The organism is Neolewinella xylanilytica (assembly GCF_002934605.1).
Taxonomy (GTDB): domain Bacteria; phylum Bacteroidota; class Bacteroidia; order Chitinophagales; family Saprospiraceae; genus Neolewinella; species Neolewinella xylanilytica.
Genome location: NZ_PTJC01000006.1, coordinates 1760261 through 1778279, shown reverse-complemented (window position 1 = coordinate 1778279; position 18019 = coordinate 1760261). Strand labels below are relative to the sequence as shown.

18 protein-coding genes are annotated in these 18019 nt (G+C 58.8%); 14 read left to right on the top strand and 4 right to left on the bottom strand.

Features of this window, described 5'->3' with window-relative positions; genetic code table 11:
* Positions 1 to 498 precede the first annotated feature (498 nt).
* The gene (locus CLV84_RS16645; protein WP_104420884.1) at positions 499 to 1593 is read right to left on the bottom strand and encodes a putative type IX sorting system protein PorV2; all 1095 of its coding nucleotides are present in this window, start codon (positions 1591 to 1593) and stop codon (positions 499 to 501) included.
* 229 nt (positions 1594 to 1822) lie between these two features.
* Between CLV84_RS16645 and CLV84_RS16640 the strand changes: the two genes are divergently transcribed.
* Entirely contained in the window at positions 1823 to 2893 is a 1071-nt protein-coding gene (locus CLV84_RS16640) for an AI-2E family transporter (protein ID WP_104420883.1), read from the top strand.
* A gap of 1 nt (position 2894) precedes the next feature.
* Here the strand turns inward: CLV84_RS16640 and CLV84_RS16635 are convergent, their stop codons facing one another.
* On the bottom strand, positions 2895 to 4148 hold the full coding sequence (locus CLV84_RS16635) for a proline dehydrogenase family protein (RefSeq protein ID WP_104420882.1): 1254 nt from the start codon (positions 4146 to 4148) through the stop codon (positions 2895 to 2897).
* 72 nt (positions 4149 to 4220) lie between these two features.
* Positions 4221 to 5006 (bottom strand): hypothetical protein, encoded by a 786-nt coding sequence (locus CLV84_RS16630; protein ID WP_146088841.1) that lies wholly within the window; start codon positions 5004 to 5006, stop codon positions 4221 to 4223.
* A gap of 69 nt (positions 5007 to 5075) precedes the next feature.
* Here CLV84_RS16630 and mazG point away from each other — a divergent pair, with 69 nt between their 5' ends.
* Both mazG and CLV84_RS16620 read left to right on the top strand, forming a co-directional pair.
* Positions 5076 to 5855: a nucleoside triphosphate pyrophosphohydrolase gene (mazG, locus tag CLV84_RS16625; protein ID WP_104420880.1), complete on the top strand. Its 780-nt coding sequence runs from the start codon at positions 5076 to 5078 to the stop codon at positions 5853 to 5855.
* A gap of 138 nt (positions 5856 to 5993) precedes the next feature.
* On the top strand, positions 5994 to 6590 hold the full coding sequence (locus CLV84_RS16620) for a bifunctional nuclease family protein (RefSeq protein WP_104421229.1): 597 nt from the start codon (positions 5994 to 5996) through the stop codon (positions 6588 to 6590).
* Between the two features lie 5 nt (positions 6591 to 6595).
* Here the strand turns inward: CLV84_RS16620 and fabD are convergent, their stop codons facing one another.
* Entirely contained in the window at positions 6596 to 7477 is an 882-nt protein-coding gene (gene fabD, locus CLV84_RS16615) for an ACP S-malonyltransferase (protein ID WP_104420879.1), read from the bottom strand.
* Between the two features lie 121 nt (positions 7478 to 7598).
* Between fabD and CLV84_RS16610 the strand changes: the two genes are divergently transcribed.
* The 11 genes from CLV84_RS16610 to CLV84_RS16560 all read left to right on the top strand — a co-directional run bounded on the left by CLV84_RS16610 (position 7599) and on the right by CLV84_RS16560 (position 17871).
* Positions 7599 to 7997, top strand: a complete 399-nt coding sequence (locus tag CLV84_RS16610) for a DUF423 domain-containing protein (protein WP_104420878.1) — start codon at positions 7599 to 7601, stop codon at positions 7995 to 7997.
* A 2-nt stretch (positions 7998 to 7999) separates the two neighbouring features.
* Positions 8000 to 8761, top strand: coding sequence for a 5'-nucleotidase C-terminal domain-containing protein (locus CLV84_RS16605; protein ID WP_104420877.1), 762 nt, complete (start codon positions 8000 to 8002; stop codon positions 8759 to 8761).
* Positions 8761 to 9669 (top strand): bifunctional metallophosphatase/5'-nucleotidase, encoded by a 909-nt coding sequence (locus CLV84_RS16600; RefSeq protein ID WP_104420876.1) that lies wholly within the window; start codon positions 8761 to 8763, stop codon positions 9667 to 9669. The genes CLV84_RS16605 and CLV84_RS16600 overlap by 1 nt, the downstream gene beginning before the upstream one ends.
* Before the next feature lie 338 nt (positions 9670 to 10007).
* Positions 10008 to 11414 (top strand): chromosomal replication initiator protein DnaA, encoded by a 1407-nt coding sequence (dnaA, locus tag CLV84_RS16595; RefSeq protein WP_104420875.1) that lies wholly within the window; start codon positions 10008 to 10010, stop codon positions 11412 to 11414.
* Between the two features lie 28 nt (positions 11415 to 11442).
* Positions 11443 to 11838 carry a c-type cytochrome gene (locus CLV84_RS16590; protein WP_104420874.1) on the top strand — a complete coding sequence of 132 codons (396 nt, stop codon included), beginning with the start codon at positions 11443 to 11445 and terminating at the stop codon, positions 11836 to 11838.
* Between the two features lie 90 nt (positions 11839 to 11928).
* Positions 11929 to 14274: a T9SS type B sorting domain-containing protein gene (locus CLV84_RS16585; protein WP_104420873.1), complete on the top strand. Its 2346-nt coding sequence runs from the start codon at positions 11929 to 11931 to the stop codon at positions 14272 to 14274.
* A gap of 10 nt (positions 14275 to 14284) precedes the next feature.
* Positions 14285 to 15604 (top strand): hypothetical protein, encoded by a 1320-nt coding sequence (locus CLV84_RS16580; protein ID WP_104420872.1) that lies wholly within the window; start codon positions 14285 to 14287, stop codon positions 15602 to 15604.
* Positions 15605 to 15699: 95 nt separating this feature from the next.
* Positions 15700 to 16260 (top strand): YceD family protein, encoded by a 561-nt coding sequence (locus tag CLV84_RS16575; protein ID WP_170067751.1) that lies wholly within the window; start codon positions 15700 to 15702, stop codon positions 16258 to 16260.
* A 21-nt stretch (positions 16261 to 16281) separates the two neighbouring features.
* The gene (gene rpmF, locus CLV84_RS16570) at positions 16282 to 16512 is read left to right on the top strand and encodes a 50S ribosomal protein L32 (protein WP_104420870.1); all 231 of its coding nucleotides are present in this window, start codon (positions 16282 to 16284) and stop codon (positions 16510 to 16512) included.
* 102 nt (positions 16513 to 16614) lie between these two features.
* On the top strand, positions 16615 to 17001 hold the full coding sequence (locus tag CLV84_RS16565) for a Rid family detoxifying hydrolase (protein WP_104420869.1): 387 nt from the start codon (positions 16615 to 16617) through the stop codon (positions 16999 to 17001).
* A 9-nt stretch (positions 17002 to 17010) separates the two neighbouring features.
* Complete coding sequence (locus CLV84_RS16560) at positions 17011 to 17871, top strand: homogentisate phytyltransferase (protein ID WP_104420868.1); 861 nt, start codon at positions 17011 to 17013, stop codon at positions 17869 to 17871.
* Positions 17872 to 18019: the final 148 nt, after the last annotated feature.

Sequence of the window (18019 nt, the reverse complement as noted above, 5' to 3'; positions counted from 1 at the left end):
ACTATACCACGCATCGGTAATTTCCTTTGGCAGGTTGGTCGTCCTCCGCGTTGGCCAGCAGAATGTGGTTCCGTGCGCAGGTGTACCGAGGAGGAAGTACAGGAACATACCTCGTTCGCTATTCGAAGGCACTTTCCAATCATGACTTGGCAGGCAAGCTCCATGACTGGTATTCAAAATCCCGTACGTTAACCGCTAGCTAACAGGGTTGTACCTGGCCAAGGATGCGCAATTGCCTGGCCACCAAATCGGCGCGTGCCGATCGAAGGCCGCATACGGAACAGCATCGGACACACCGCTCCCGTCCCCTAGATCCTACATCGCCGACAGCCCTTGCTGCCGCGCCGTTCAGCGATATCCGGTGGCGGCCTTCTCACTGCGGACGTATGGAAAAACATGGTCTAGGTCACGATCCAACGGCTCGGCCGCCTGTCATATCTTTTTCCAGAGCAGGGAGTGCTTGAAGGCGCCACCGCGGTTTGCAGGCCGATCCTTGTCTTATGGATTTTGGCCGTTGGGTCGAATCCCGAGCCGCAGACTGACTACGTGACTGTAGGTGGAACGGCCCTCGTTGTCACCGAGATCGGTATAGGCATAATCTACATTCAGCTGGCCGACCTTGAGTCCCAAACCGAGTGCCGGCCGTGACTGCAGCGCTTCGGTACCGCCAAAATCCTGAATGCGTTGCAATTGACTGACGCCCGCCCGGAGAAAGACAAAGTCGCCGTAGTCCGCTTCCAGTCCGAAGGCCGGATCGAGACTCACCGGATCGGCACTGACCAGCGTATTGCGTTTTCCGTCGGTGGTCGCGATGAGGTTCACTTCCGTCGTCAGTCCGATCCGCTCGGCAAGGCTGAACCGCCGCGCTACGCCGAGCATGATTGTCGGGTTGGTGATCTCCACGCTCTGGGGCGTCACCTCGTTGCCGGTCAGTTCGAGCACCGCCCGGTCTTCCTCGCTGAAGCTAATGCTCCAGGCATTGAAGGTGGTGGTGACGTCGCGGGCAAGTAACGCAAAGGTCCAGTCACTGCGTTGGTACTGCGCCCCGAGGTCGAGCCCGAACCCCCAGCTGGAGGCGAAGGAACCGATGCTGCGGTGGATCACCTTCACGTTGCCGCCCACCCGGAGAATGCCCTTGCTTTTGAAAAAAGCGCGCGCGTAACTACCCAGGAAGGCGTAATCAGCAGCCGAGAACTCCGTGACGTTGTCGAAATTGATGGTTCCATCGGCCTCGTAGAGCGAAAGGGTATTCGGTATCTGATCGATTCCGAAGCGGATGAGGCTGAAGCCGAGCCGCTGGTTTCCGGTCGACAGGGGTAAGGTAATACCGATGAAATCGTAGTTCCCTACCCCACCGAACCATTCAGCGTGCATGGCCCCAATTTCCAACCCCCGCTCGGCTTCGATCGCGGCCAGCCCGGCCGGGTTCCAGGCCGCCGCGTAGACATCGTTCTGCGTAGCCGTTACGGCGGTGCCCATCCCCTGGGCCCGGGCCCCTACCCCGATGGACAGAAATTCATTGCTGTATTTCTGGGCCGCCACGGTACAGGAAAGGAGGGCCAACAGTAAAACGAGTCGTAAGTGTAACGGCATAGGTAGCGAAGGTAAAGGTCCGACTGCGAACACGGTATGGAGTGGGTAGTCAGCTTCCGGACATGAGCATAACGAAGGGATACCCCCAACCGTGTTTTCGTCGTCGGCAAATTGCCCGCCGAAGAATAAAAATGCGCTGACAATCAGCCATACCGAACACCAGCCGACACGGAAGGTAATACATGCACGTTACCGAACCGAGTGGTTCGGTCCCCTTAACTGTAGGTGCATGCCCCTTGAAAACAACATGATCATCCGCAAGGTCAAGCGGAATATTTTCTTCATCCTGGTTGCGCTGACCACCTTCGCATTTTTCTGGTTGATCGGCCCCTTCATCCTCACCGTTTTCTGGGGAGCGGTACTCGCCGTTATCTTTTTTCCCGTATACCGGCGGATTCGGATCACCTTCCGGGGGCGGGATGCCCTGGCCGGCGCAATTACGACCTTACTGGTAGTCCTCTTCGTTATCGTTCCCTTCACCCTACTCGCGATCGCGCTGGTGAATCAGGCGATATCGCTCTACGAAAACGTCCAGACGGGCGACATGAACACGACGGTCATTCTCGACTACATCGATACCCAGTTGCCGAGTGTATCGGACGCCCTGAGCGATTTCGGCGTCAGCACCGCCGATCTCCGGACCCGGCTTAACACCACGGTAGCCCAGGTCAGTCAGTTTCTGGCCACCTGGGCCATTGGATTCGGAGGGAGCATTCTGAATATCATCATTCAGTTTACCCTCGTCATCTACCTGCTTTACTTCTTTCTAGTGGACGGCTGGAACATTCAACGTACGCTGGTGCGCACCATTCCGATGGGCGACAACCGCGAACGTGCCCTCTTCGAGCGCTTCGCCCTCGTTGCCCGTGCCACCCTGAAGGGAACGCTGATCGTCGCCTTCGTGCAGGGCGCGATCGGTGGCATCATGTTTGCCATACTGGGTATTCCGGCCGCCTTGCTCTGGGGAGTGTTCATGATGCTTCTCGCTTTGCTTCCCGTAGGCGGCAGCGCGATCGTGTGGGTACCGGCCGCCATCATCATGTTCATCCAGGGCAATATCGCCTCGGGCATCATCATCGTGGTAGTGGGATCGCTGATCATCGGCTTGGTGGACAACCTGCTACGTCCCCTGCTGGTGGGCAGAGACACCCACATGCCCGACTGGGTCGTACTGATTTCCACCCTGGGCGGCATCGCGATGTTCGGCCTCACCGGATTCGTGATCGGGCCTACCCTGGCGGCGCTGTTCATCACCGTCTGGTCGATGCTCGGGCAGGACTACGGCGGTAATCAACCGTAAGCTAGAGGCCCCGGCGGGCAACCTCCTCGTCGAGCATCCGTAGCTCCCGGCCGGCCTCCCCGGTGACCGAGGTATTCTCTTCCGCGCGGCGCACCAAATAAGGCAAAACTTCGTGCACGGGTCCGTACACCATGTATTTGCTCACGTTGTAGCCGCCTTCCGCCAGGTTGAAGGTCAGGTTATCGCTCATACCGAGTAGCTGGGAAAACCGGATGTTCGGATGGTCGCGAGCAACGCCCATGTCCACCATGCGCCGGATGTGCCGTACGACGCTTTCCTCGTTGTGGCTAGCTAGGCAGCAGGCAATGTCCTGGTGGTGCTCCAGGCAGTACTCAGCGGCGGCGTTAAAGTCGCGGTGGGTAGCTTCCAGCGTAGGCTGGATGGGCGTACGCAAATCGAAGGTGCGGGCGCGTTTGTTTTCTTTATTCATGTAAGCCCCCCGTACGATCTTCAGCGCGAGGTTGAAACCATTTTGGCGCGAACGCAGGTGCAACGCTTTCAGATAGGCTAACCGATCGTGGCGATACATCTGGCAAGTGGTGAATACGGTGTGCCGTTCCCGGTTGTAACGGGCCATCATGTATTCGGCGATCTGATCCACGGTCGATTGTATCCAGCTTTCCTCGGCGTCGAGGTATACCTCCGTCCGTTGCTCGTTGGCCAGTTTACAGATGCGATCCAGGCGGGCGATACCTTCCTTCAATTCCGGATCGGTCACGTTCTCGAAATCGATCACCTTGTCGTTGTAGGATTCCAGGATGGAAAAGCGGACCAAACCACTCAGCTTTACGACCGAGCCGATGGCGGCATCGGTCTTCGCGCAAAAGTCCGTAGCCCGGAGGACCTCCTGCATCGACGCATCCATTCCGGAACGGGTATGCTTGCCCTCCGCGCCGTAGTCCAAAATGCTGTCCACGCCACGCTTGGCAAGCTGGGCGATGGATTGCTGGGCGTCTTCAAAATCGGTGCCGCCGACGAACTGCTTGTAAACGGTATTCCGCACCATCCAGCTCGCTCCCGGGAGCGACCATTCGACGGCGCGCATGCCCAGAGTACCCATCAACTTAGTGAGGTAGCGATTACCCATCAGGCGGAAAAGCCGGCGGGTACCCAGCAATCGGGAATCGCTAAGGTGGCGAAACGTGAGGGCCGTATCGGAGAAATCCGGTAACGCCCGTTGTTGCTGCTCCGTAAAATCCTTCCGAACCTGCTCCGCCAGCGAAAAGTCACGGACGGGGCCTCCACCCTCTTTCATATGTATGCAGTTGAATCGCCATAGTTGCAGCGACAAGCTTTAAACGGCAAGGTAGGTTCTTTGGTTTTGCGGTCACTCGGTTGACTCGCGACGAATACCAAGGCCAGCCGTCGTGCCCAGTAGGGGATGCTGCGCGCCGGCCGCCGCGACCATCATCTCGCCGCCCAACAAATAGGTAGCTCCGAAGGTGATCTGACCCGGGGCCGTGCGGAAGCCGAGACGAAGTTCCACCTGCCGGACGGGGGCATAGCATAAACCCAGCCGCGTAGAGAGCCCCCGGAAACCGTCGTAGACTTCGTCGACGAGCAGGTTTACCCGCTCGCTAAGCTGGTACTTCAGTCCGACCGTACCCAAAAAGGGCAAATCCCCGGCCGCGGCCGGTTTCGTCAGTTGCAGACCACACACGAGCCGCTCCGTTGCGCTGAACTGCACCCCGATGGCGGGAAGGAAGCGGGTTTGGGCGGGATATCCCCGAACCGATTGCCGCAGGGCTACGAGTGCCCCCCCGATCCGCCAGTTAGCGGACACCGATCTGCCGTAGACCACGCCGAATCGATTGGCCCGGTAGTCGCCAAATCCCTGAGCGGCCAGTTGTAAACCAAACCCCCGGTAGAGAACGCCCCCGGTCACGAGCCGCAATTCCGACAGGCCATACGGCTGAATCACCGATGCACCGAACGATAATCCACGGCCGGAGGCCAGGCCGGCGGGGTTAAGCCAAAGGGCCGAAAGCCCACCGGTACCGACCCCCGCCCCGGCCAGGCCCACCGTACCGGCGTCGGTTACGGACAACAGGGGATTTTGGGCGGTGAGGTAGGCGGGCAGCAACAATGTAGCCCACAGGACCAAGCGAAACAAGGTGGGTATTTTCCTTAAAGCTAAGCATTGCCATCAAGATCGGCCGGGTCGATACCCTACCTTTGCGGGATGACCCCCCAACTGACCGCTTTTCACCGATTACTCACGATCATGGACGAGCTGCGCGAGCAGTGTCCGTGGGATCGGAAGCAGACCTTTCAGTCGCTCCGCAAACTGACCATCGAAGAAACCTACGAACTGGCCGACGAGATTCTCTCGGAGGACCTGAACGGCATCAAGGAAGAGGTGGGCGACTTACTCCTCCATATGGTCTTCTACGCCCGTATCGCTTCGGAACGGGGGGCCTGGGACATTTCCGATGCCCTGAACGGGGTGTGCGAAAAGTTAATCCAACGGCATCCCCACATCTACGGTGACGTGGTAGCCGAGGACGAAGCGGCCGTAAAGCGGAACTGGGAACAGATCAAGTTAGCCGAGGGAAAAGGGAAAAAGACCGTCCTTTCCGGCGTGCCTACCGCACTGCCCGCCATGGTCAAGGCGATGCGCATGCAGGAAAAAACCGCCCAATTCGGTTTCGACTGGGACAACCAGGAACAGGTGTGGGAAAAGGTCCGGGAAGAGATGGAGGAATTCCGCACCGCCACGACGGATGCGGACCGGGAGGCGGAATTCGGCGACCTGCTCTTCAGTCTCGTGAACTATGCGCGGTGGCAAGGTATCGACCCGGAAACCGCCCTGGAACGGACCAATCGCAAATTCCGCCACCGCTTCGAATACGTGGAGTCGCGCGCCCCGGAAAGCGGGCTGGCATCCATGTCGCTGGAAATGATGGAAAAACTCTGGGTAGCCGCCAAGGAGGGTACGGACAAGGCACGTCAAACGGATTAAATTGCCCGACATACGTTGCACCCGCGCCCCGCCGCCCAACAATTATTATCTTTGCCCGCCCGTAGCGGGGACCGGCCAGATAAACCTTGCCTTACCCTCGCCCGTTAGCAAATATCTGAACGATTTAGAGCATTAATGATGGATAAGATTGAGCTAAAAGTAATGGCAATCAGCCGTAGTGTAACCCAATCGCTGAATTACGCAGTAGTACTGGGCGAGCTCAATGGCCCGCGCCGGCTCCCCGTCATTATCGGCAGCACGGAAGCCCAAGCCATTGCCATTGCCATCGAGGGCATGAGCGGCCCCCGACCGATGACCCACGACTTGTTTAAGAACACGCTGGAAACCCTGCGCACCGATCTGCGGGAAATCATCATCAGCGACATAAAGGAAGGCATTTTCTACGCCCGCCTGGTGCTTGACCGCGACGGAGAGATCATTGAGGTTGACAGCCGCACCAGCGATGCCTTGGCCCTCGCGACTCGCTTCGACTGCCCGATCTACACCTATGAACTCATCCTGCAAAACGCGGGGATCGTGCTCGAGGGAGAAGGCGAGGAAGAAGATCTGCAAATGCAGGACGTTTCGGAAGGCCCCGCCGGGCAGCATAAGGACAATCTGTCCTCCTACACCGTCGGCGAGTTGACGACCATGCTCGAAGACGTGCTGAACGAGGAAAACTACGAGCGTGCCGCGGAAATCCGCGACGAGATCAACCAGCGGAAGGCCAGCTAAACCGCCTACTCCATTTGGTCGACCGTCAGGTGACGGTCCACTTTCTTGATCAGCCCGGCGAGCACTTTCCCCTTGCCCCCCACTTCCACGAAGCGGTCGATGCCATTGGCCTGCATTTGCTGAACGGTCTGGGTCCACCGAACGGGAGCGGTAAGCTGGCGAATAAGTTTTTCCTTGATCTTTTCCGGCGCGACGCTCGCCCCCCCGTCTACGTTCTGGTAGATATCGCAGCCGGGCGGCCGGAAGTGGGTAGCTTCGATGGCTTCCTGTAGCTTTTCCCGGGCGGGCTCCATAAGCGGACTGTGAAAGGCGCCGCCGACCTTCAGCGGGATCACCTTGCGGGCTCCTAGGTCGGAAAGGATCTTGCTGGCCCGCTCTACTCCCTCCCGGGAGCCGGAGATCACCAATTGTCCGGGGCTGTTGTAGTTGGCCGGCACGACGATATCGTCGATACGCGCGCAGGCTTCCTCGATCATCGCGTCGTCCAGGCCGAGCACGGCAGCCATGGCCCCTTCCTGCCGGTCGGCCGCTTCCTGCATGGCTTGGGCGCGCTGGCTGACGAGGCGCAGGGCATCCGGAAAGGCGATGGCACCGGCGGCGACCAGGGCGGAAAACTCGCCCAGGCTATGACCGGCCACCGCGTCGGGGTTCGGGGTCTCCTCTGCCGCCAGATAGGTAACGGCGGAATGGACGAAAATGGCGGGCTGGGTGATGCGGGTCTGCAGCAGCTCTTCCTCCGACCCCTCGAACATCACCTTGGACAGGGAAAAACCGAGCACTTCGTCGGCCTGTTTGAACAGCGTCTGGGCGTATTCATTGACGTCGAAAAGGGATTTTCCCATGCCGGGAAACTGGGCGCCCTGCCCGGGGAATACGTAAGCGGTCATACGTGGGTTGATTGATGAAATGCTCGGAAAGCGCCGCGAAGGTAGGAACCAAAGTGCCATAATGCGGTCAGAATCGGGTATCGGTCCGCTGCGCCAATGCCCCAGGCGATAATTTCGCGGCATGAATCAACAAGGAATAATCCGGGCCGCGGCTATTCTCGGTGCCCTTTCCGTCGGACTGGGGGCATTCGGTGCCCACGGCCTGGAACGGTTGGTGACTCCGGACCGACTGGAGATCTTTCATACCGGTGTACGCTACAGTTTCTACCACACCTTCGCCCTGGGTCTGGCTGCGGCACTATACGGTGCTCCGGGGGTCGATGTACGTCGGCTATCGGCGGCCGTTTGGCTGTGGCTCATCGGTACCCTGCTCTTTTCCGGCTCCCTGTACTTGCTCAGTCTGCGCGAGGTCCACGGACTTCCCGTAGCCTTTCTCGGTCCGGTAACCCCCATCGGCGGTCTCCTCCTTATCGGTGGGTGGATCAGCCTGCTCTTCTCCCCTAAATCTTCCGTGCGGTGATAATGCGACTACCATTCGCGGCCACTTCGGCCCTGCTCCTGGTCGCCCTCACGGGTTGCCAACGCCCTATCGGACAGCCGGCCGTTCAACCGCAATACTACGTGGTGACCGCGGCCATCGAACCAGACTCCACCGATATTTCGGCATCCCGCGTCGCCGACCTGATCGCGCCTTACTCCGTCCAGCTGGAGGATGCGATGAACCGCGTGGTGGCCGAAGTCGCGCTTCCACTGGTGAAGGCGCAACCCGAAAGTCCACTCGGCAACTGGACGGCCGACCTGCTACTCGCCGCTGCCCGCGATCTCTTTCCCGATTACGAGGTGGCTTTCGCCGTGCAGAACTACGGTGGGCTCCGCATCTCGGAGATCGGCCCCGGTCCGCTGCGGGTATATAATCTGTACGAGCTAATGCCGTTCGACAACGAACTGGTACTGGTGGAGGTAACCGGCAGCGAGCTCACCGAATTCGTATCCCACATCCTGGCCGAAGGCGGCTGGCCGGTCAGCGAAGGGCTCGCGGCTACCCGCCGCGGCACTACGGTGGAGATTATGGTAGGCGGCCAACCCGTGGTCGACGACCGTATCTACTACCTCGCGGTGCCGGATTACGTCGCTAACGGTGGAAACGATTCGGAGATGCTGACCGAAAAGCGGCAGATCCCCAGCGGACGGATGATCCGCGACTTACTCATCGACTACGCCGCGAAGGCAAACGGCCCCATTTCCGTGAAAAGCAACGGAAGCCGAATCAAAATCCTGGACTGATGAACCGCAGAGACTTTTTAGGAAAAGCCACGGTGGGCACCGGGCTGTTGCTCCTGCCGCGGCTGAGCGCGGCGCATCCGGTTCGACGGGCGCGGCGGCTCACCATCTTGCATACCAACGACTGGCACAGCCGCATCGATCCCTTCCCGGATGACGGGGGCCGGAACGCCAACCAGGGCGGTGCGGCCAGAAGGGCGGCGCTGATCGCCGATATCCGCTCCGTAGAGGAGGAAGTACTGTTGCTCGACAGCGGCGACATCTTCCAGGGAACGCCCTACTTCAACTACTTCCTGGGCGAAGTGGAAATGAAGCTGATGTCCGAAATGGGCTACGACGCGGCCACGATCGGCAACCACGACTTCGACGGGGGCATGGAGAATCTGGCTACCCAGCTCCAGCACGCAAATTTTCCTCTGCTCAGCGCGAACTACGACTTTACCGGGACGCCGCTCGCCGGACGGACGGAACCCTACCGGGTATTCGACAAGGGGGGAATTCGGGTCGGGGTATTCGGTCTCGGAATCGAACTGGCCGGGCTGGTGCCGGAGCAGCTTTACGGCGCGACGACCTACCAGGATCCGATCCACCGCGGCAACGAGATGGGGCGGTACCTGCGCACCGCCGAAAAATGCGACCTGGTGGTCTGCCTAAGCCACCTCGGATTCCGCTACCGTGACGAAAAAGTGAGTGACGTTTCGCTGGCGACCGCCAGCGAGCACATCGATATCATTCTCGGTGGCCACACGCACACCTTTCTCGACCAGCCGGTGACCGTAGCCAACGCGATAGGGGCACCGACCATCATCAACCAGGTCGGGTTCGGGGGACTTCGTCTCGGTCGACTCGACGTGGCGTTCCCCAAAAAAGGGGAGACACGTTGCGTGGCTTGCAGCAATTTGCATGTATAGAAGGCGCGATAGTCGCTTACTGCTTATGCCAAAATTGCCGCTTTTCCGAAAAGCGCATGCCAAAGAAGATTTTGTGAGAAAAGTGTCCCAATCTTTTGTCCAACTGCCGGGTTAAGCCTCATATTTGCTATCCGCCCGGCGATCCCGGTGCAGGCTAAACTACCGGAAAAGAGGCTAGATTTTCTCGTACTGAACCCCTCAGGCTTTATTGCTATGGGGCTATTCTCGGCAGCCTTTCGTATTAGCGCTTACTGATATTCCAATTAGCTTTTTATTAACCACCCGGGCGGTAGGCTCCGCAGTCGGGAAGAACTTTTACTGTGCAACTGGGAACACACATGGACCACACCGCCGTTTGGGATAATTGTCTGCAAACCATTCGTCATAGCGTTGACCCGCAGAGCTACCAGACGTGGTTCGTCCCAATCCGACCGGTTGCTCTCAACAGTAACGAACTGACCATTCAGGTACCTCATCGCCTTTTTTACGAATTTCTGGAGGAGCACTACATCGACGTGCTGAAGCTGAGCCTGCAACATGCCCTGGGAACCGCCGGCCGCCTGCAATACCGGATTAAGACCGCCCGCCAGGAAAACGGCCAAGCACCGTCAACCAGTAAAACGCCTCGGGGCCACCAAAGCCCCCCCCCGAGCAATCCGTTCGTCATTCCGGGTATGACCCGGCCGCGCATCGAGAGCAACCTGGACGGTAAGTACACCTTCGACAACTTCATCGAGGGCGACTGCAACAGCCTGGCCCGGAACGCCGCCAAGGCCGTTGCCGACAACCCCAGCAATACGGCCTTTAACCCCCTGGTTATCCACGGACCGGTGGGCCTCGGTAAAACGCACTTGCTGAAGGCCGTAGGCAACCGCATCACGGAAAAGTATCCCAACAAGTCGGTCCTCTACGTCACCACCGACACCTTCACCAGCCAATTGGTGAGCAGCATCGGCAACAACAGCACCAACGACCTGGTGAACTGGTACCAGAACGTCGACGTCCTGCTGGTGGATGACATCCAGCAACTGATCAACCGCAAGAAAACCCAGGACGTTTTCTTCAACCTCTTCAACGTATTGCGTCAGAATCAGAAGGCGATCGTGATGACCTGCGACCGGCCGATCATCGAACTCGACATCGAGGAGCGGCTGCGCAGCCGGTTCCAGTGGGGTCTGACGGCGGACCTCAGTGCCCCCGCCCTGGAAACGCGTATGGCGATCCTGGCGTCGAAGGCAAGCGCCAACCAGGTGGATATGTCACCCCAGGTGATGGAATTTATCTGCTACCACATCCAGAACAACATCCGCCAGCTGGAAGGGGTGCTGAACAACCTGGTGCTCCACCGCGGCGTCAATAACAATAAGGAGATCGATCTCGAGCTGGCCCGCCAGGTGCTGAAAAACTTCGTCACCGAGATCAATAAGGAGATCACCCCGGAGGTGATCCAGCGCACCGTGGCCGAATACTACAACCTCGACGTGGAAAAACTGGCCAGTGCCACCCGTCGGCGGCACGTGGTGCTGGCCCGGCAGATCAGCATGTTTCTGGTCAAGCAATTCACCGACCAAAGCCTCAAGGGGATCGGACGGCTGTTCGGAGGCCGCGACCACGCTACGGTCATCTATTCCATCAAGACGGTCAAAGACCTGATGGAAACGAACGACGACATCCGCAAAGACCTCGAAGACCTCGAGCGGCGGATACGCGCCGGCCACGGAGAAGGTTCCACAACCATGCTGTAGTCCAGCGGTTGGTAGAGGTAAACACCGGATGCCACGCTACGTAGTCGTCTTTCTTATTCTGGCGGGAATGCTCGCCCTTCCCCTGGCCTGTGGCAAGACCGAGCATCTGCAGGGAAAAAGCCTGTACCTGGAACACTGCGCGAACTGTCATTTCGAGGAAGGTCAGGGGCTACGGCAACTGATGCCGCCACTGGCCGGCGCCGATTATTTACGGGACCGCCCGGCCGACGTAGTCCGGGGTATCCGCCACGGCATGCAGGGGCCGATGGAAGTGAACGGCGTGCTCTACAACGCCGAAATGCCCGCGAACAAGGAGTTGTCCGATTTCCAGATCGTCAACATCATGAACTACATCAACCAAGCGTGGGGCAACGACTACGGAAACGTCACCGTGCAAGAAGTGAGAACCTGGCTGGGAGAATAGCGGGGGAATGACGAAGGCGGCGCGCGCGGGTGCGGGAGCCATTGGTAAAATTCGTACTTTGCCCGCCCAACCATCAGCTGGCGCCGACTTATGATCCAAAAACAATTGCTTGCTTTCCTGGCTCTTATTTTTTCGGTTTCCGGGATCGGCGCCCAATCACCCTGTGGGACGCTTACGATCACTAACGGCGACGAGGTGGCTATCTGCTCCGGTCAGACCGTGGAGCTTTCGGTCACCACCGACATCGATAATCCGACCTATAGCTGGTCACCCGCCTCGGCGCTGGTCGATCCCGCTACTGATCCAAGTCCACGGGTCCGCCCCACCAGTAGTGGCTTTATCCGGGTACGGGCAACGGGATCCAATGGCTGCTCGGTAGTAGACAGCGTCTACTTCGACGTCGACCGCCTCGTGGTGCCGGAGCTGATCGAGAATACCACGGTGTGCGAAGGTACCCCGATCGACCTGCTGCAAACCCCCGTTACCGATGTCGGCAACACGATCTACACCCTGCGCGGGGGTGATTCCCTCCTCGCGGTGACCGATGATCCGAACTTCACCTTTACCCTGTTCAAGGACACTATTTTCACCCTCCTGGCCCGTTCGGAGAACGGGGAGTGTGAAGTAGAACAGGTAGTGAATATCAACGTCACGCCGGCTCGTTTTGACGTACAGCAGGATACGGTACTCGCCTGCCTGGGGACGGATTCCATTACCCTTTCCGTGGCTACCTCCGCCACCTCGGTTACCTGGCGACCGGCCCGGTTCACCGGAGCTTCGACGAGGGGAAGTTCCATCAGGGTATTGCCGACCGCCGACATCACCTACTACGCCGAAGCGACGATCAACGGATGCCCCCGCATCGATTCCGTCGCCGTCCGTCTCGATAGCCTTCCCCAGGACCTGAGCATGATGCTCGAACCGGAAAAGGATCCGTACTGTCAGGGAGATACCTTTTACGTACTATCGCCCGTCTATGACGTGGGCGACTTTCCGCTGATCACCCACGAGTGGAGCCCGGCCCCCGGGCTGCAGAGTCCGGACGATCTGTACAATGCGGTTTTCATCGGTCAGGACACGGCGGAACTGGTCCGGACGACCACGAATGGCGCATGCGTTGATACCACCAGCATCACGGTCAACGTAGTGGAACCTCCCGTAGTCACCTTCGAGCCCGCCAACCCGGTAGTCTGCCCGGGCCAAGAGCTACAAATAACGGCCACCTTCCAGAGCGGCGAGGGTACGCTCAGCTGGGAAGATCCCCTCGGTACGCTAAGTTGTACCGACTGCCTCAACCCGATAGCCACGGTGCAGGAGACCACCCAGTATACCATTCAGACCGAGACGGATGCCTCCGATTGTAGTTCGGAACTGACCTACACCATCGAAGTAGTGCCCAACCTCGAACCCCAGCTTACGGAAGCGACCCTGCTCTGTCCGGGCGACACCCGGCAGCTGATTGTCGGTGGCGTGGTACCGACCTACACCTACCGCATTACCGGCGGCGGTATTGACGTCAGCGACCCGGCTACATTCGTCACCCCCACGGAAACGACCACGTACACCATCGAAACGACCAGTGAATGCGGCGTGAGCGAACAGACCATCCAATTGGTCCTGGCTACCGACTATACGGTCGAGGCTACGGCTCCGACCACGGTCTGCGCGGGCCAGCCCCTTACCCTCACCGCCGCGGTAACACCATCCGAAATCACGGGAACCTACGTCTGGACGTTGCCCAGCGGCGTGAACCAGAGCGGCCAGCGTATTTCGGTCGACGACCCCGCCCCCGGCGTCTACACCGTTACCTTCACTGACGCGCTCGGCTGTACCACCGCTACCGATACGGTGACGGTAGAGATACTCGGCGCGGACCTCGACCCCCAGGTGCTGATCACCCTGCCCGACGGAACGGTGGTCCCGAACGGGGGCAGCGTTTTCGCCGGCGGCAGCGTAACGCTGGAAGCTTCCGTCCCGGGTGACCTGAACTTCTCCTACTCCTGGAGCGGCAACTACGATCCGTCATCCGCCAATGGCCAGACCATCACGGTCGATATTCCCCGTGCGGACGGAGCGCCGGAGCCCCTTAGCTATACGGTGACGCTAACCAGCGAGCAGGGTGGCTGCGTATTCGAAGCCACGGTGTTCCTCAACGTTGAACAATCGCGGGTAGAGGTTCCGGACTTCTTTTCGCCCGATAGCGACGGCCGGAACGACCGCTTTCGGCTCTTCTACAACGGCACCATCACCGACTACACCATGATCGTGTACGACCGCTGGGGCCAGAAGGTCTTCACCAGCGACGACCCGCAGGAAGGCTGGGACGGGACGAAGGACGGAACGCCCCAGCCCGCGGACGTTTACCTGTACCTCGCCAAATTTCGCCAGGACGGCGTAGAGCTACAGGAGGACGGAGAAGTGACGCTGGTGCGGTAACTTCGGGAGCATGACGCAGCAGCCGGAACAGCGCAAACCCAAGTGGCTCCGCAAGATGGAGCAGGAGAGTTGGCAGCCGGAACTCATCATTTCCGGTGCGGCGATCCTCGGGAGCCTGCAGCTTCCGGGCCTGCTGATGCAATTCGAGAATTACTGCCTGCTGAATTTTGACCGCGATACGCTTTTCATCGCTTACGTCACCGTGGTCTACTGGCGGCTGCTCGCCACCGGCCTGATCTTCACCTTCATCTTTCACTTCATTGTGCGGGCGCTCTGGATCGGACTGATCGGCCTGAATTCCGTGTACCCGGGCGGGTTCAAGACCAACGATAAATTCAGCGCCCACTACCAGGAGCATATGCGGGAAGCCTACGGCGACATCGACGGCTTCATTCAGCGACTGGACCGACTGGGCAGTGGCATTTTCGGCGTGGCCTTCGGGATCGCCGGGGTGTTCGTGAACTTCGGATTGGTAGGGCTCGGACTGGTATTCGTCCATTCCTGGCTGATGGGCATGGGGCTGGACCCCCGGCAGATCCTACTTTTGATCGCCTGCGTACTCTCCCCCTTGCTGTTAATCAGCGTCCTGGTAATGCTCAGCCATACCAGGCGATTTCGGGATACCCCCTTCGTGCGTCGGTACCAGTGGCCGGTCGCCATGTTGATCTCCCGCTTTACCTACCCCGTGGCCCGGCGTTACATTACTACTTCCACGAATCTGGTAACCTCTTACTATGCAGACAGTAAAGCCTTCGTCCTGTACTTCGCCGGGGGGATGGTGCTGATCATCGTAGTAGGTATGGCCACCATGTTGACGGATGATAACGTCCCCTTCTTCCTCGACAGGGTATATCACCGGATGGCCAATGACTCGACACGGGTGATGGACGCCTATCCGGAAGAAGGCGATTATACGGGCATCTACTACCGCCCGGAACTGGACGAATCCGTCTCGGTCAGCGATTCCGTACTCGCGGTCTGGATTCCGCTGCCCGACCGGGAGACGGCCTTTATGTACGCCAATTGCAGTGTGGCCGAGGTGGACAAGGATCTCCCACCGGAACAACGTAATCCCCGGGAACGCGCCCGAACCCTGGCCTGCGCCCGCGAGTACCTAAGCCTGCAGTTGAATGGCCGGCCCATCGAGCGATTCGATCTGCGCCGGCAGTATCGCCACAACGAGGCGGGCAAACAGTTCGGGGTACTGGCTTACATCGCCCAAGCCCCCCTGGTGGAAGGCCCCAATTTGCTGCGGGTGACGGCAAAGTACCCGGAAGAAGAAAGCGGGGAACCCAGAATCAGCTATCTCACCTTCTATTCCCAGGAATAACTTGGTTTATCGGGTGGTTTATCTTACCTTTGCGCCCACTTTGAAACGTCCCTAAGGTGCCAATGGGTGCCATTCCGGTTCAAAACGATTACGCTATGTCTACTCCATCCGCTTTTATACTGCCTCTGAAGGGGCTTGGAAAAGGCTTTTACGAGTTTGATCTCCGGGTGGATCGCGACTTTCTGACCAACTTTCCCGAGTCGCCTATTCAGGTTGCGGATATCGATCTGCACCTGATCGTTGACAAGCAGAGTCGGGAGATGGTCGTCGACCTCAACTTCGCCGGCACCGTGGCCACTCACTGCGATCGTTGTTTGGCGGATATCGATTTGCCGGTGAGCGATCGCAGCCAGCTGATTGTCAAGTTCACGGCGGAAGCCAACGAACAGCAGGACGAGGGCGAGATCGTATACCTTCACCCGGATACGAACGATTTCAACCTGGCCCCCTTCGTTTACGAGGCGGTGGTTTTGTCGATCCCGATGATCCGTACCTACGATTGTCGGTCCGGCGAACCGCCCTACCCCTGCGACGAAGACCTTTTGAACCGCATCGAAGCTTCCTACGATAACGCCGAGGAAGCTCCCCTGAAAACCCAGGAAGACGACGAAACGTCAAGCCCCTGGGACGTACTCAAAGACCTGAACAAGAATTAAGCTTTAAAATAGATATACGTTATGGCACATCCTAAGTCCCGGATCTCGAAGCAACGTAAGCGGAAGCGCCGGACGCATTACAAAGCGACTGCCCCTACCCTCACCACCTGCCAGACCACCGGCGAACTACACCGCCCCCACCGTGCCTATAAGGACAGCGAAGGCAATCTCTACTACAACGGCAACATCATCGTGAAGGCGCCGGAGATCGTCGTGGAGGATACCGAAGACAACACCGAAGACGAAGACTAACTCTAACTAGGTTACCTTTTTCTCATCGCTAGCCCGCCGGCACCGCCGGCGGGCTAGCCGTGTTTTATCAACTGCGGCTATCTTACGGCCAAATTACACACTATGCCCAAACAAATCATCACCACCGGGCTCGCCCCGGCACCCGTAGGAGCCTACAATCAGGCGACCCTGGCGAACGGCGTGCTTTACGTCAGCGGCCAGATCGCCCTAGACCCCCAGTCTGGCGACCTGCTCACCAGCGATATCGAAACGGAGACCCGGCGCGTTCTGGACAACCTCAAAGCCATCGTGGAAGCCGGTGGGAGCAGCATGGAAAACGTACTTAAGTGCGAGGTCTTCGTCAGCGACATGGAGAACTTCGGCCGCATCAACGCCGTCTACGCTACGTACTTCGACGAAGCAACCGCACCGGCTCGGGCGCTCGTTCAGGTTGCCAATCTTCCGAAATACGTCAATGTCGAGATCAGCTGCATCGCCCTGGTCGACTAACGCCCAGCGATGATCACGTTTCTCCGCTTCTCCCGCGCCCATACCCTGATCGGCACCACCGTGTCGCTACTCGCTTTGTACCTCATGGCGGCCCGGCACCTGGATACCAGCAACTGGGCCCTTTTCGGGATCACGCTCTTCAGCTGCCTTTGTGCGAACGTTTACATCACCGGGCTTAATCAGCTGACGGACGTAGAAATAGACCGCATCAACAAACCCTACCTACCACTGGCCAGCGGGGCCTACTCCATCACGACCGGCTACGCGATCGTCGGCTTGGCGCTCATCCTCGCCGTCGCTACGTGTTTCCTGTACATGCCCTTCCTCCCCGCTACCGTGATCGCCAGCATCCTGATCGGGACGGCCTACAGCGTACCGCCCATCCGGCTCAAACGCTTTCATTTCTGGGCGGCCTTCTGCATCATCGTAGTGCGGGGGTTGATCGTAAACCTGCTGCTCTACCTCCACTTCCGTTGGTGGCTGGGGGAAAACCCGGTCGTTCCTACGACCGTGTGGCTGCTTACCATCGCCATTTTCACCTTTGGTATCGTTATCGCCTGGTTCAAGGACTTGCCCGATACGGAAGGCGACGCGGCCCATGGCATCCGCACGCTGTCGCTGGTGAAGGACCGCCGCTGGGTGTTCCTGGTCGGTGCCTTCGTTTTTCGTGCTACGTTGCTCGGTGTCGGCATATTCGCCTGGCGAATCGATCATCTCGGTATTGCTTTGGGCCAGTTGGCGCTGCTTGCGGGTTTTGAATACCTTGGCCGCAGGCTGGATCTGGATGATCAGACCTCGATCGGTCGCTTTTATCAGGGGGTCTGGATGCTGTTCTTTTTGGAGTACGGGATCTTTGCGGTGTTTGGATAGGGCGGCGGAGCGCTGGTGCAGGCGGGTTTTCGGATGGTGGTGGTTTTCTGAACTTTAGACCTGGCTGGTCCCGCGAATGCTTCGCGGGGTCAACGGGTTTGACTGCGCTGCAGTCTGGAGGGCCTAATCCGTTCGTCGTTCGGTCAAC